At 46.6% G+C, this 15,145-nt stretch carries 11 protein-coding genes; 6 read left to right on the plus strand and 5 right to left on the minus strand.

Annotated elements, in window-relative coordinates:
- Positions 1-38 precede the first annotated feature (38 nt).
- The 5 genes from MKZ13_RS03520 to MKZ13_RS03540 form a co-directional block, all read right to left on the minus strand.
- Positions 39-1,163, minus strand: coding sequence for an endospore germination permease (locus tag MKZ13_RS03520; protein WP_339181782.1), 1,125 nt, complete (start codon positions 1,161-1,163; stop codon positions 39-41).
- Positions 1,164-1,183: 20 nt separating this feature from the next.
- Positions 1,184-1,420, minus strand: a complete 237-nt coding sequence (locus MKZ13_RS03525; protein WP_221825770.1) for a hypothetical protein — start codon at positions 1,418-1,420, stop codon at positions 1,184-1,186.
- 7 nt (positions 1,421-1,427) lie between these two features.
- Entirely contained in the window at positions 1,428-2,630 is a 1,203-nt protein-coding gene (locus MKZ13_RS03530) for a Ger(x)C family spore germination protein (protein WP_339181785.1), read from the minus strand.
- A 20-nt stretch (positions 2,631-2,650) separates the two neighbouring features.
- Complete coding sequence (locus MKZ13_RS03535) at positions 2,651-4,165, minus strand: spore germination protein (protein WP_339181789.1); 1,515 nt, start codon at positions 4,163-4,165, stop codon at positions 2,651-2,653.
- Positions 4,166-4,334: 169 nt separating this feature from the next.
- Positions 4,335-4,979 carry a DedA family protein gene (locus MKZ13_RS03540; protein ID WP_221825775.1) on the minus strand — a complete coding sequence of 215 codons (645 nt, stop codon included), beginning with the start codon at positions 4,977-4,979 and terminating at the stop codon, positions 4,335-4,337.
- Between the two features lie 240 nt (positions 4,980-5,219).
- Here MKZ13_RS03540 and MKZ13_RS03545 point away from each other — a divergent pair, with 240 nt between their 5' ends.
- The 6 genes from MKZ13_RS03545 to MKZ13_RS03570 all read left to right on the plus strand — a co-directional run bounded on the left by MKZ13_RS03545 (position 5,220) and on the right by MKZ13_RS03570 (position 14,232).
- The gene (locus tag MKZ13_RS03545) at positions 5,220-6,521 is read left to right on the plus strand and encodes a polysaccharide deacetylase family protein (RefSeq protein WP_339181792.1); all 1,302 of its coding nucleotides are present in this window, start codon (positions 5,220-5,222) and stop codon (positions 6,519-6,521) included.
- A 118-nt stretch (positions 6,522-6,639) separates the two neighbouring features.
- Positions 6,640-7,614: a MoxR family ATPase gene (locus MKZ13_RS03550; RefSeq protein WP_339181794.1), complete on the plus strand. Its 975-nt coding sequence runs from the start codon at positions 6,640-6,642 to the stop codon at positions 7,612-7,614.
- Positions 7,611-8,876, plus strand: a complete 1,266-nt coding sequence (locus tag MKZ13_RS03555; protein ID WP_339181796.1) for a DUF58 domain-containing protein — start codon at positions 7,611-7,613, stop codon at positions 8,874-8,876. Before MKZ13_RS03550 ends, MKZ13_RS03555 begins: the two co-directional genes overlap by 4 nt.
- Positions 8,863-11,226, plus strand: a complete 2,364-nt coding sequence (locus MKZ13_RS03560; RefSeq protein ID WP_339181799.1) for a transglutaminase-like domain-containing protein — start codon at positions 8,863-8,865, stop codon at positions 11,224-11,226. Before MKZ13_RS03555 ends, MKZ13_RS03560 begins: the two co-directional genes overlap by 14 nt.
- A 380-nt stretch (positions 11,227-11,606) precedes the next feature.
- A complete protein-coding gene (gene guaA, locus MKZ13_RS03565) occupies positions 11,607-13,145 on the plus strand; it encodes a glutamine-hydrolyzing GMP synthase (RefSeq protein ID WP_339181802.1) in 1,539 nt (512 codons plus the stop codon).
- A 157-nt stretch (positions 13,146-13,302) separates the two neighbouring features.
- Positions 13,303-14,232, plus strand: a complete 930-nt coding sequence (locus MKZ13_RS03570; protein ID WP_339181805.1) for a tyrosine-type recombinase/integrase — start codon at positions 13,303-13,305, stop codon at positions 14,230-14,232.
- The last annotated feature ends 913 nt before the right edge of the window (positions 14,233-15,145 follow it).

Here is a 15,145-nt window from a genome sequence, read left to right on the forward strand (position 1 = left end):
TCCTTTCCATGGTTTGACGTCTAAAGCACCCTTCAGAGTTAACCTTCTGTGGTTGGCTGAGATTGCGAATTGGATTTTCTGCGGGATTTCACTGACGCGATAAGAATCAGCATAGCGGGAAGAATGATCCCTAGCGTGGTATCCCAATCCACCCAGTACGGAACAATGGTGATGATGATAAACGTCAGACTGGGTGCAACGAGATTGGCCATGCCATAAACGAGCAATGTCGATGGTAAAATGAGCATCTTGAAATGCTTAAGTTTGAACAGTTCTGCGCATCCAACAATAAAGGCATATAAGTAGATCGCCGCTTTGAAGTAGGTAGAGATAAACCACGAGCAAGCCATGATCACCTCAATTCGTTCAAAGATTCCACCGATGCTAATCTTTTGAGACAAGACAAACGAAGCGTATATATTATGTTGGGTAAGGAAAGGACCGAGAACGAGCATGGATATGGTAACTAGAATGGCAAGGATCAGATTGCCGAGCCCTGCTGAAATGACAATGTCACGCATGCGGTGGGCACTGTTTGCGACATAGGGAAGGATCATTAAAATGGGGATAGTTTCACCGACGGGATATATGATACTCACCAGAATACCCTGCGCAATAGAGACAACACCGGTGTCTGTTACTGGCTTCAGATTACTGGTTTCAACCTGTGGAAGTAGACAGAAGGCGAGTACCATTGTGAAAAGAATGACGATTGGTATCAGCAGTTCACTTGTTCTTGCAATCGTCTCTAGGCCATGGTACACACCCCATCCTATAGCAATAACAAACATAAGAATGATGACACGTATAGGAGTGTACTGAAAGATCTGGGAAGTCATGAAATCCCCGACTTCCCGGGTGTATGTGGATGTACCAATGATGAAAAAAAATAAGTAGAAACAGGAGAAAAAGGTGCCTGGCCAAAAGCCCAAAATACTTCGGGCAATCTGTACCAGATTCTTTCCCGGATGCATACTTCCCAATTTCATAATCATGGCCATGAGAGCCATTCCGAGTGGAATGCCAATAAGAGCACAGATCCAGGCATCTTGCTTGGCATAGGACGTAATAACGGAGGGGTAGATCAGCATCATATCTCCAACCACCAACATAAATGTAAGGGTGGATAATTGTCTTGTTCCGATCCGTCCCTTTTCCAGCATGATATACCCTCCCTTGTCTCCTAAGTTCCAGTCAGTCGTGCTAATATATGGTTCACAGGGTCATAGATCCACATGATGATATAGAGTGGACTAGGGAACTCCCACAGATTGGAAGCAATAATGCCGAACACCGTAGCAGTGAGAAGCATTCCACTGTATACGGCTGTTTCTCGCCATTCTTTCCGGTGAATGAGGCCAGGCAGATCGATCCAGCCAATACTAGCTGCTACGACGATAACCGCAAGTGTAATCAGCACGCTTCAATCACTCCTTTAATTCGTTTCTGAATGAATCATCCAGTGTACCGACACGTTTAATCTGCACATTGGTTTTGTACTTGATGTCCAGTTCTTCAAAATGTTTATCCCACTCATTTTCTATCTTCTTGAAGAACTTGGGATCTGCATGGTACACTTCCTGTCCAAAACCAAATATATCGACATGGAATTTGCGTTTTACTGCATTGACAGAGTTCTGCATCAGTTCAATTAATCGTTCTTCACTATCGGCTTCAAGTTCTTTGAGAACTTTCATCGAACCAATCTTGATCCCGCATTCAACTGCACCGATGGAGGAAACATTCTTGACATCGATGTGGATTACGGGCTTATCATTTACGATTTCTGCCTTTCTTTTCGTTGTTGTACGGAGGGCCTTAAACGTCACGTTGCCTTGCTTGCGACAAGGCATATGGTTGACCGTTGATTCTACATTGTCACGGATATAATTGTAGCCTTTGGATTCATCCTCCGTTAACCAACCAATCAGCTTGTCTTTCTTGAACACGCTCAGTCCCGTCGTATTGAGGCGAGCTGGTGAGCGAATGGTCGATATATTCTCTTTATTCCCGCTTTGACCTTTGGGACCGAGGATCTCTACACCTGTAATGACGGGCTGGATGCCAGGCGATATCATGAACTCCAGTAATTCATCCCCGGTGACCGTGGTAGTGGGAGACCAGGTCGTAGAAGATATATCGAGAGAATTATACATTTTTTCAGCTGGAGTATTATCTAAAGGTGTAAGTACGTCAAGCAGCTGGGAAGCAGTAGTATTCTTAGCAACCAAGACGTAATAATCAGGTCTTGCTGTAGGTTCGCGCATTAACGCCTCAATAACATCATATATTCCGTTTTTACGTGCATATTCTTCACCAAATACCAGAACCCGGATATGTGCAAGGAAGATTCTGCGCGGGCTTGTCTCCGTTAATTTTTGAATGGCTTCAAACAAGGTTGTAGCCGACGCTTCGTACTGTGTAACGGGTGTCCCTTTCCCTCCCGCTGCTTTGGAAGATACCTCATTTGGAACAACGACCTGAGCACTTACTTTGATCAGATCTCCATCTTTGTCCACACCGAGACCCAACATAATGCCAAGTTCATTCAATTCCTGCCGATCCCAGCATCCGGTAAGGAGAGGAAGCAGAATGACACAGGATAATATTAAGCGTAAGCATCTATGCATGGTGTGCGCTCCTTACCGAATTACCGCTTCGTTTTTTTGGTGGATTGTCTAACTTCATTTGTTGTGCTGGTAGAGAGTGGACGAGTCTTCATACGAGACCAGGGTACACGAAAGATCGTGTCTTTGAGATCCTTCTGAATAAAGGGTGCAAAAGGAGACATATAAGGTACCCCGAAAGAACGCAAGCTGCAAAGATGCGTTATGGTAATTAACAATACAATCAGGATGCCATAAAATCCGAAGGCAGCGGCCAGGATCATCAGAACGAACCGCAACATGCGTACCGAGATGGAGAGCCCATTTTCAGGAATGACATAACTGGATATCGCAGTGATGGATACGATGATGACCATTGCAGCAGATACAACTCCAGCATCCACCGCGGCTTGACCAATAACAAGCGTACCCACAATGGACACAGCCTGACCGACCGTCTTTGGTATCCGAATGCCCGCTTCTCGCAAAATTTCATAAGTTAGCTCCATCAGCAGGGCTTCAATAAAGGCGGGGAAAGGAACGCCTTCTCGCTGAGCTGCCAAACTGATTAGAAGGTTGGTAGGAAGCATCTCCTGGTGGAAAGTGGTAATGGCAATATAAAAGGAAGGAGAGAGCAACGCGATAAAAAAAGCCAGATATCGGATCAATCGAATCAGTGTACTGATATCAGCTCGCTGGTAATAATCCTCAGGTGACTGAAAGAAATGAACAAACAAGGCGGGAACAACTAAAACAAAGGGTGTCCCGTCGACAATGATTGCAACCCGGCCTTCCAGCAGTGCCGCGGACACGGTATCGGGTCGTTCGCTATTATATACTGTTGGGAAAATGGTCCTTGTCTTATCCTGAACCAGCTCTTCGATGTATCCTCCCTCAAGAATGCTATCGATATCAATCTCATCCAGTCTTCGCCTTAGTTCCTGCACAATCTCCTGATCCACGACATGTTCCAGATAGAGCACTGCAACGCGAGTCTTGGTGACTCGACCGATCTCTCTTTCTTCGATCCAGAGATGAGGATCTCGGATTCGTTTGCGAATTAATGAAGTGTTGGTACGCAGATTCTCATTAAAGCCTTCCATCGGACCCCGAACGACAGTCTGAGAGACTGGTTCCCCGATGGACCGGTCTTCCCAACCGGCTGCACCGATTTTCAACCCTCGTACAGAACCTTCAAGCAGAAGTACGGCTGATCCCGACAGCAGGGCATTCAGCACTTCATCTATATCATTGACGAGCAGGACATCACTTGCGATCAGAACATCATTTTGGAGGTAACTAAGATGTTCAGCATCCGCTGAAAAATCTGGAAGATCACGTTTATGTAATAAGGATTCCATGATGGAGTGATTTAGAATTTGTACATCGACCATTCCATCAATGTACAGCATGACGGCAGGCCATTTATGCAAACATTGCAAAGGACGAATCATCAAGTCATTACTGTGTCCCATGACTTGCTTGCAGTACGTTGTATTTTCATTCAGATCTGGAGAGATTCTCTTCAGACCTTGACCGTCCTGTACCGATGCACTCATCATGTATCCTCCTTATACATCCTATATTTGCAAGTTAGTATGACCTGGATGAATTCGGATTATCACAAAAAAGAATGAAAGGTTCTCCTTCCGTTTGGATAACACAAAAAAGGAGCCGCGATGACACGCAGCTCCTTACTTGAAATTATAGATAGACGTTCGTTCGAATTTACTTTTGTCTTTGTCGAACAGTGGTAGGCTTGGACACGGATCTTGCTGCCCATGCTTTGCGGTAACGGTAGAGCACAGCCACGATAAGTAACAGGCCGATTCCTCCCACGATATATGCTGCATATTGATGAGCCAGATGGAATACGGCATTCCACTGGGGGCCAAATATTTTGCCAATGCCCAGAAATAGCACAACCCAGAACAGCGCGCCTGAATAGGCGTAGAGAGCGAATTTGCGAAAAGGAACCGCGGCTATGCCCGCGAAATATCCGGTGAAATGTCTTACCCCCGGAATGAAATAACCGATGAATATCAAGGCATTCCCATACTTGGCAAACCACTTTTGTGTTTTATCGAGCTTGTCCTGTTTCAGCAGAAACCATTTTCCGTACCGAGTTATGAAGGGCAGACCTGCTTTGGCTCCAATAAAATAAGTAATTGTCATGCCAATCGTCGTTCCCAGAAAAGCCAGTATGGTGAGGATACCGAAATCAAGATGTCCCTTATAGGAGAGAAACCCTGCGTAAGCCATCGTTGTTTCACCAGGAAAGGGAAGTGCGATGAATTCAAGCAACAAGCCAAAAAACAATACGCTGTATCCGTAGGACCCAAACAGATGTTGGATCTTCTCAAGCAATTCCAATAGATTTCACTCTCCTGAATACGGGGTGGGAGCAAGAATACTCTCCAAGGTGTTTTAATGTGTTCTGCCTGTTCATTATGCTACCTAATCTGAAGCGAAGAATCAATCAGGCTACATAGCAAATTGTGAAAAAATATTAAACAAAATCGCGTCTTTTTTCCATGTAGTCTCCATATAATTCTAACAAATCTGCTGAAGTCTATCAGCAAATTACTAGAGACGGTGGAGGTCGATTCGTAAATGGTACAGAGACCGGAATTCAGAATCAAGGAATTAGGGGGAAACTCTGCAACAACCATACATATGTTTTTATCTGGACAATGGTATGTCATTCTCATGCGTATTGCGATATTGTTATGTGTATTTGCTGTATATGCAGGCACGGCTTATGCATCTTCTGCTTCCGGCTCAGGTGATCCAATCTCGGAAGATAAGAATACTCAAGACAAGGTAGTCTATCTGAGTTTTGACGATGGACCGGGTAACCATACCCGTGAAGTATTGGATATTTTGCGTAAGGAGAAGGTTTTGGCTACATTTTTTGTGCTGGGTGAGCAGGCAGAGCGTTATCCCGAGTTAATCCGGGGACTTGTCGAGGATGGACATGCTTTGGGCAATCATACTTTTAATCATCAATACGAACAGCTGTATAGTGATTTTAAAGTGTTCTGGAAACAGATTAAGCAGACAGAGGAAGTGCTGGAGCGTATAACCGGTTTCCGTCCGAATCTGGTGCGAGCACCAGGTGGTACCTATGGGCATTTTGACCAGAGTTATTTTGATTTGCTGCAATTGGGCGGGTACACCGTCATGGACTGGAACGTCGATAGTGGGGATTCCAAACGTAAAGGTGTTCCGGCCAAAGAGATCCTCAGCAATTCGACCAAAGTACCTGCGGGAGCACGTTCGGTCATTGTCCTGATGCATGACGGTGGTGCACATGCGGAAACGGTAAAGGCACTCCCGGGTATTATCAAATATTATCGTGATCATGGATATCGTTTTGACACCATAAAAAGTACAGATCAACCAGTTCAATTCCGTGTACATCCAGATGGTAAGTATAAGGCCCGCAAGGCGCCGGGAAAGGCCTGGATCGCGGAACATGTGGAAGTGAACGCGACGTTATGGCTTGCAAGCAAGAAGCTGAAGGTAGAGGTGGGATTGACTGCGGCTACCTTGCAACCGGGTGAGTTCCGCATGGAGGGTCAGCGAATCATGGTGCCTTTGCGTACTTTCATGAAAAAATTCGGGGGCAGCACTCGCTGGGACTCTGAAACAAGGACAGCTATAGCAGTATGGAAAGAAAGAACGATTCAGGCAGACAGTGTGAGCGGGACACTGACAACAACAGGGGCAACTGAAACGGGAGCCGTACAGAGTCAGGGGGGAACCATCTGGGTTCCGTTACGTGAGTTGCTGGAGCAGATGGGGTTGAGGGTGAATTCCTTAACCAGTAATGAAGCAGAGTGGACGGTGAAGGCAGGCACTTCCAGATCCATTTCGGCAATGAACAGTATATTTGAGTATAAAATGATCTGAAGAAAGTCATTCTTGCAGGACTATTCTCTCTACTTCCGGGCAACACTGAATCATAGATTACTATGGTTCAGGAATGCTGATGAACGGAAGGAGATCAGGAGAAATGTCTTATATCCGAATGGAACATGAACATGCTGTTGAATTGTTAAACAGGGTCATGAAGCGTGTTGAGAGTGTGATTATTGGCAAAAAAACAGAGATTCGTTATGTCCTTACGGCAATGCTTAGTGGAGGTCATGTACTTCTGGAAGATGTGCCCGGTACCGGGAAAACGATGCTGGTTCGTGCCGTTGCTTCTGCACTGGACTGCTCCATGGGTCGGATTCAATTCACGTCCGATGTCATGCCGGCAGATGTTACGGGGACTTCAATCTATCATCCACATACAGCTGAATTCAAGTTTCGGCCCGGACCCGTCATGTCCAACGTTGTCCTGGCTGATGAAATAAATCGCGCTTCACCACGCACTCAGTCTGCCCTGCTGGAGGCAATGGAGGAACGACGTATTACGGTTGATGGCACAACCTATGCCTTGCCACGCCCGTTCTTTCTGCTGGCGACACAGAATCCGTTACAGTTCGAAGGAACGTACCGTCTGCCTGAAGCGCAGCTGGATCGATTTATCATGAAAATTGGACTGGGGTATCCCGATCCGGAACAGGAATTGGAATTGTTAACCCGCATGCAAGGTAGAGAAGCGCTTGATGAACTTCGCCCTGTCTTGCTTGCTGAAGAGGTCGTAGCCATGCAGCGTGAAGTCAAACAGGTACATGTTGATCCGGTCGTCAAACAGTATTTGGTGGCCGTTGCTGTAGCCTCTCGCAGCCTTCCTGCGGTCAGATTGGGCATCAGTCCGCGTGGAACACTGGCCTGGATGGCTGCGGCGCAGTCATTTGCCTATCTTCAAGGACGCAGTTATGTCATTCCGGATGATGTGAAAGAGGTAGCTGTGCCTGTCCTTTCCCACCGTATTCAATTGAAGGCCCAGAACAGAGCGGAGGTTTGGGGGCAAGTACAAGTCATTGAAGAAGCATTGTCATCGGTCCCGGTACCTGTACAAATGACATCACAGGGAAGGGGACAGAGGCAATGACTGCGCTGGGACAACGGATTGTGAGTGCAGTCTTGGTGGTGGCTTTTGCTTCCTTGTATCAGTGGCATGGGGGCAAAGCGGCGTTGTTTCTATCCGTTATAGCTTTCTTGATGTTCACAGGAGGTCTGCTTCTCCATTGGTTCGGACCCCGGCGTATTCATATCCGTCGGAAAATACACACGAACCGGATTGAGGCAGGCGAGCAGGTACGGGTTCTGGTCGAGCTGGAATTCAATTGTCGTATTCCATTGTTATGGATCGTACTGTGTGAGAACACACCTGCAGGTGTTCATCGCAAATTGATTTTCCCGGGAACACGGCGACAATTTTCCTATCAATATGAATGTTCCGGGTTACGCAGAGGAGTCTACAGATGGGATACGGGCAGATTGTATTGGGGGGATATGTTTGGCTGGAATACCCTCTCCGCAGAGACCGCAGGAGGTACACCCCTGATTGTTGTTCCTCAAGCAACGGCTTGGGGGAAGGGAGATTCGGTAGAATTAACAGCGATGATCGAAGGGACTCTGTCAGAGCGAAGAAATAGCCAGGGTAACCGTAGTCCTGAGTTCCGTGAATATCAGCAGGGTGACCCACTGGGACGTGTCCATTGGAAAAGTACAGCCAAAACGGGAAAACTTCAAACCTTCCTGCCTGATACCACGGATTTAGCTTCGCTCGGCATCCTTGTGTATGAAGGCGCGTCGGGGTATGACTTGAAACAGCGGGAGAACTTGGATGCACCTGCTTTTGAACGAGTGGTTCGTGCAGCTGCCCGCTGGATTCATACCGCTGAGCGGGATGACATTCCTTATCATCTGTGGATGGAAGGTGGCGATAAGAGCTATGATACACGAAATCAATGGCAACATGGGCCGTTCCATGCAGATGATGAGGATCATGGACTGGACAAGCTAGCGGGGGCGCGAATATCCAAAGCACAATCAGGTTCTGTTTCGCTCCGAACGGAGATGCTGGATGGACTGGCGAGCGGGTCGCGAATTGTGGTTCTCACAGGTAAGCTGGATCCGATTCTGGCCGAATGGATCATAACTGCAATCGGGTCGGGTTATCGTGTCGAGGTGCAATTGACTGAAGCGAACCAGAACCAGTTAGAATCAACAGATAGATTGATGAATGGATTGGGATATGACAGCTTAAGTTTGGAACGGCTTCGTCACAGCGGGGTGCCGATCCACGCGGTTACAGACGTTGCGTTATCTTCATTGGGAAAGGTGGAGGTAACGGATGTGGGAGCGTAATGGTAACCAGCAACCCAATTTCACTGTGGCCGACTTAAAGTCAACGGACCATACGAGAATAGAATCGGCCCATTCTGTATATAAAGCTGTGAACCAGAATTCTGTGACGGACATAAAGGATGAGGGATATGTTAGCGTACCTGTCCTGTACAAAATTGTTATTTCGGCCATTTTACTTATACTGTCTCTGGAGTGGATATATCCTGTTACATCATCAGGTCAGCAGGGCAGTGAACGGTTCTTGTCCGTAATGACGGGATTAACGGGAGCGTTGTTGCTCGCGGGGTTAATTCGTACAGGATGGATCACCGGAGTGCTGATCCGATTATTCATTGCACTCGCTGCTTTATGTCTGATGTACGGAGGAAGTGATCCTGTCCGTTGGGCGGTCGCTTATCCGGGGATATTTTCAGCGGATATGGACACTTTTATAAATAACTGGCGATTTCACTCGATTAGTACAGAAACGAGAGGTTTGTTCATGATGTGCGGCTGGAGTATGCTCATGGCTTCTGTGCAATCTCTCGTATTGTTACGTCGAAGCGTTATGCTGTTTGGCAGTGCAACGCTGCTCTATTTGCTTTTGCTTGAATCCTTTGCGGGGCTGGATGTGTATGCTTCTGTAATACGGTCTGTCCTATGGACTTTTCTTATTCAGGCTCTGCTCCAGCTATTACGTCTCAATGCAGGAGTCACTACTCCGAGTTATCGCGGTAGCCCCTATGGCCGTTGGAGTGCAGTAACTATCGCTGTTTCCGCAGGTATGGTGCTTCTCTCCGCGTTACCTGGCCAGTTGGCTTCCATTCCTCAGCCGGAACGCATATCTTTGGAGCAGATGGGTGAACGCCTAGCTCGCTGGGCAGGTTATACACAGCACAGTAGTATCCCTGCTGCAACGGCAGTCACGGGATATAGCACAGCGGACGCGCCTATGGGAGCACCGTTGGTGCAGGGGAATTCCATCTTTTTTGTCGCAAAGAGTCCGAAAGTAACGTATTGGCGAGGGGAGACCCGTTCATATTATAACGGTAGTACTTGGAGTGACCCGGGTCAAAGCTTCGAAACGGCAAGTCCATCCGGAATGCTGCGTGCTGATGGTTGGGAGAATCCAACCTATTGGAGTCGCATTCGCCAAACCGTTACGATGCAGCGAGAGTGGAAAGGGCCAAATCCACTCTTTACCGGGGGCATACCGGTCAACGTATCGTTCCAGGATAAGAACAAGGATAATCAGGAAAATATGTTTTCTTTGCTGTCTAATCGCGATTCGGCAACATTGTGGCTCGCAGGCTCCGGAAACGATAAGATAGTTAAACATTATTCGACTGACGTCATGGTTCCTGTCGCATCACCTGAACAGTTACGTCTGCTTGAGGAAACGAATAAAGGGAAAGATCCGGCATCCATTCGGAGGGACTATCTGCAATTACCTACAACACTCCCTGATCGAGTGCAGACGCTCGCCAAGAAAATCATTCAAGGCAGTGAGACCCGGTATGACGCTGTGCAAGCTGTAAAGACTTATCTGGCTGCTCATGCCGAGTATACGTTGGATACCCGCATGCCACCGCGAGGAACAGATTTTGTGGACGATTTTCTATTCGTCACCCGGCAAGGGTATTGCAATCATTTCTCCACAGCCATGATTGTGTTGCTGCGTGCAGAAGGCATCCCCGCACGCTGGGTTAAAGGTTTTGGCCCCGGAGTTGCTGACCCGGATGTGCCCAGTCAGTATGTGATTTCACAGGGAGATGCACATTCCTGGGTAGAGGTGTATTTTCCGGGTGCAGGCTGGATGCCGTTCGAGGCCACGCCAGGCTTCACCATGGCGCAAGGCGCAGGCGAAGATGCCGCAGCACTCGCCGGGCCGCATCCTGTTGCGGAGAGTCCGCCGTATATGAGCGGCGGATTGGGTTACGCGGGCGCATGGCTGCTCGCCCGCGCACGGGCCATTGCCGCGGAGCCATGGCTCGCGGCAGCCCTTGTGGCAGCGGCCCTGCTGGGCGCCGCTGCTCTGGTCCGCATGCGGCGGCTACGCCCCGCGCTGCGGTTAGGGCTGCTGCTGGCGTGGCCACGCAGCAGCTTTCCAGACCGCGAGCGGCTGCTGCGCGCTGCCGCTCCGGTCTGGGCCGCGCTCGCGCGCCGGTACGGCCCGCGGCCGCCGGGTATGACGCTGCGTGAATATGCAGCATCACCGGCTTTAGCCGCAGGCGCGGACGGCGCGGACATCGCGCGGTTTGCAGCCGACTGGGAACGGCTGCTGTATGGGCCAGACCGTCCGCTGCGCGCGGACAGTCTGGACTTCCTTCGCCGGGCACTTCGTTTGGCCCGGCGGTTGCAGGCGTTGTAACACAAGGATGTTACAACGTTACACCAGAGATGCGAAGCAGCTGCCATACAATCGCTATCGCTTTCCAATAGAGCTTGGCCACTTGTGGGCAGATGAAGATCGCCATTGGCTGGCGCATTGTTATTTAAATGCAGCGTTTGGTTCATCGCTGCATGCCATACATAAGACGCCTTTCGCGCTTCGCTGCGAACGAGGCGTCTTTCCACGATCATACACTTGAACCAGCATCTTGCTGCCAAGCTTTTCTAATCGAAAATTCATATTTAGAGGCAATTGGTAATCCTGTTTTGATATGTCGAAAAAAGGAGTTTCGCCTTTCCTTGACGGTATGTTTTGTCGTTGCGTATAATTAGTTTCATTGAATTGAGGGAGGCACGGTAATGAATAAACCAAATGAAATTGTGGTTGTCCTTGACTTTGGGGGCCAATACAACCAGTTAATCGCCAGAAGAATTCGGGATCTCGGCGTATACAGCGAGCTTTTGCCGTATAACACACCGGCAGAGAAGATCGCAGAAATGTCACCACGAGGAATCATTTTCTCTGGCGGACCATCCAGTGTGTACGCAGAAAATGCACCACATGTGGACCCGGCTATCTATGATCTTGGACTTCCCATCTTCGGAATCTGTTACGGGATGCAACTTATGGCCCAGCAGCTTGAAGGTAAAGTAGAACGCTCCGAGAAGCGTGAGTACGGTAAAGCCGACATCGAGTTCGCAGCAGGTGCTGCTCTTGCACAAGGTATCGACGGTGAGCACACAGTATGGATGAGTCACGGTGACCACGTGGTTACACTCCCTCCGGGTTTCAAACTGGATGCAGGCACGGAAAGTGCGCCAATCGCTGCAATGAGTAACGACGAGCGCAAATTATATGCTGTTCAGTTCCACCCGGAAGTACGTCACTCTGTTCGTGGTAACGATATGATTCGTAACTTCCTGTTCGAAATCTGTGGTTGCGAAGGCAACTGGAGCATGGAGACATTCATTGAAGATACGATCAAAGATATTCGTGAAAAAGTGGGCGACGGTAAAGTTCTGTGTGCACTGAGCGGTGGCGTGGATTCTTCTGTTGTTGCTGCACTGCTACACAAAGCCATTGGCGACCAACTGACATGTATGTTTATCGACCATGGTCTGCTGCGCAAAGGCGAAGCAGAAAGTGTAATGGAGACATTTGTCGGCAAATTCGACATGAAAGTTGTCAAAATTGATGCACAGGAACGCTTCCTGTCCAAACTGGTAGGCGTCGATGATCCGGAACAAAAACGTAAAATCATCGGTAACGAGTTTATTTACGTATTTGATGAAGAATCCAAGCAATTTGATGATTTTGAATTCCTGGCGCAAGGTACACTGTACACAGATATCGTGGAAAGTGGTACAGCAACTGCACAGACCATCAAATCCCACCACAACGTGGGCGGTCTGCCTGAGGACATGAACTTCAAACTGATTGAGCCACTGAGTGCTCTGTTCAAAGACGAAGTGCGTAAAGTCGGCGAAGAGTGCGGTCTGCCTGAAGCTATCGTATGGCGTCAGCCTTTCCCAGGTCCGGGTCTCGCGATTCGTGTGCTTGGCGAAGTAACAGAGGACAAGCTCAAAATTGTTCGTGATTCGGATTACATTCTGCGTGAAGAAATTATCAAAGCCGGCCTTGATCGTGAGATCTGGCAGTACTTCACAGCCCTGCCGAACATGAAGAGTGTTGGTGTTATGGGTGATGCGCGTACGTATTCCTACACTGTAGGTATTCGTGCCGTAACGTCCATCGACGGTATGACAGCTGACTGGGCACGTATCCCTTGGGATGTGCTGGAGAAAATCTCCGTACGGATTGTTAACGAAGTTGATAACGTAAACCGTATCGTCTATGACGTAACATCCAAACCACCTGCAACGATCGAGTGGGAATGATCTGGGTATTTTTTAATTGATTATTGACTGAGAACCTTGCTGTATAAGGATTTTCAGACAACGATTGAAGAGCACATTTCATTCACCTGCAACTATTGGTCTTCAAAAATTACTCTCTTTTATTTGTGTTATTTAACAAATAGAGGGGAGTTTTTTTGTGTCAAAAATCAATGAATTAATTACTGACTTTAAGCTAAGCCAAGAAATCCAAGGAAGAAAAAAAGAATATATTACTGGCTGTATGTATCGCTTGCATCGTTGGATGGAATTTACTAAGGAGCAACTAGAAATTGAAGAAGTGGAAGAAGTGACTTCAATGCATATTAAGAAATACATTCAGCATTGTCAGAGTAGAGGTAAAGAAGCCAACATTACAATCAATGGTCATATCGCTACGATTAAAGTTTTCTTCCAGACTCTTGTTGATGAGGAATATATAGATGAGAAGGATAATCCTATGCGAAGAATTAAGAACCTAAAGGAAGATAAGAGGGTTATCATCACATTTAATGATGAAGAAGTAAGGCGCATCATTAATGATGTGAATGAAGAGACCTACTCTAATCTAAGGGATAAATTAATGCTTATTATGCTATTTGATACTGGGATACGTGTTTCAGAACTGTGTAACATCAAGAATGATGATATATCAAGAGCGCACATTCTAATCCATGGTAAAGGCTCTAAGGAGCGTCTAATCTACATTAGCAAGATAATGAGAAAGTATATGCGGAAGTATGAGAAAGCGAAGCAGGAACGCTTTAAGCACAGACTAGGTGACGAGATAGAGGATTATTATTTCCTAGACCAATCTGCTGAGCGTTTATCACGTTCACGTATCAATAAGATATTGAAAGAGCATTGCAAAAAAGCAGGAGTAAGAAAGGAGGTAAGGTGTTCACCGCATGATTGCCGTCATTATTTTGCTCAGAAACAATTAAAGAACGGAATCGATGTATACAGCCTAAGCCGCCTCATGGGGCATTTTGATACTCAGATTACTTCTAAATATTTAAGAGGATTAGAACAGCACGATATATTAGAAATAGGTAGAGTGTATAGTCCACTGAATAGAATGCGAATATAAGCACAGTAAACAGTATTATTAAAAAAAGATAAGGGTAGCGGTTTGCTATCCCTTTTTTATTATTCTCAAATGTTCATATCTTGTGCTATTACTAAGTTGTACATTAGCGGTCATCAGAAATTTTTGGAACGCATGGTCTGATTCATCGAATATGCAAATCAGAAGGAGAGAATAAGCTCTGTGATGAATTGAATGGCTTATATTGAGAAGTAGGAAGGGTTAAAGTGGAAGTTGCTCTGTAGTACCGTAGAATGCGTTAAAAATGATATGTTTTTATGGTGCAATTATTAATACAACCTGCTTCCATGGACACCCACTGTGAACTGTTCCGAGAAAAATTGCGTGTCAATTATTATGCGATACGAGAGAGGGGGAATTACACTCTTAGATTGAAATATATGATTAAGCACTAAAACTAACTGGAGCTGGTTAATATTATTTAAAGCTAAGTTGTCTGAGAGTTATTCTATAATTCTTTTCATATAACTACAATTATGTGGAAATGTTCGAAAGTGAGAGGGGATGATTTACAGATGAAAACTAATTTATTTCAAGAATTAGTTCCCGTACACATCCTCTCAGTAATCCGACCTTGATCTGAGAACGAAGGGATATACTGCCACTCACGATAAGTCTCTATCGCAGTGACGAAAAAGCTTCTTGTTAATTCAAAGTGAGCTATGGAAATCATATAATCTATTTGTTTAAAAGGTTTGAAAATCTATAAGATAGATAAGAATATTCGAAAATTCTTGGTTGGCGGGTTATATTTAAGGCTTTTTAGTCAGTTAAGTACGTGAAATGCGCGAAATAAAAGATTAAGCGGATAGAGGTATTGAGGATTTGACCATCATGATCATTCCAATACAATTGAAATGCTGAGAATCAAGTGAAAGGAATGGTCATCTATGGC

The sequence above is a fragment of the Paenibacillus sp. FSL R5-0701 genome (assembly GCF_037973995.1).
In the GTDB taxonomy this organism is placed as follows: Bacteria; Bacillota; Bacilli; order Paenibacillales; family Paenibacillaceae; genus Paenibacillus.

Coding starts and splice junctions, on each gene's coding strand:
- MKZ13_RS03520 (WP_339181782.1), bottom strand. CDS start 1,163: ATGCTGGAAAAGGGACGGATCGGAACAAGACAATTATCCACCCTTACA.
- MKZ13_RS03530 (WP_339181785.1), bottom strand. CDS start 2,630: ATGCATAGATGCTTACGCTTAATATTATCCTGTGTCATTCTGCTTCCT.
- MKZ13_RS03535 (WP_339181789.1), bottom strand. CDS start 4,165: ATGAGTGCATCGGTACAGGACGGTCAAGGTCTGAAGAGAATCTCTCCA.
- MKZ13_RS03545 (WP_339181792.1), top strand. CDS start 5,220: ATGGTACAGAGACCGGAATTCAGAATCAAGGAATTAGGGGGAAACTCT.
- MKZ13_RS03550 (WP_339181794.1), top strand. CDS start 6,640: ATGGAACATGAACATGCTGTTGAATTGTTAAACAGGGTCATGAAGCGT.
- MKZ13_RS03555 (WP_339181796.1), top strand. CDS start 7,611: ATGACTGCGCTGGGACAACGGATTGTGAGTGCAGTCTTGGTGGTGGCT.
- MKZ13_RS03560 (WP_339181799.1), top strand. CDS start 8,863: ATGTGGGAGCGTAATGGTAACCAGCAACCCAATTTCACTGTGGCCGAC.
- guaA (WP_339181802.1), top strand. CDS start 11,607: ATGAATAAACCAAATGAAATTGTGGTTGTCCTTGACTTTGGGGGCCAA.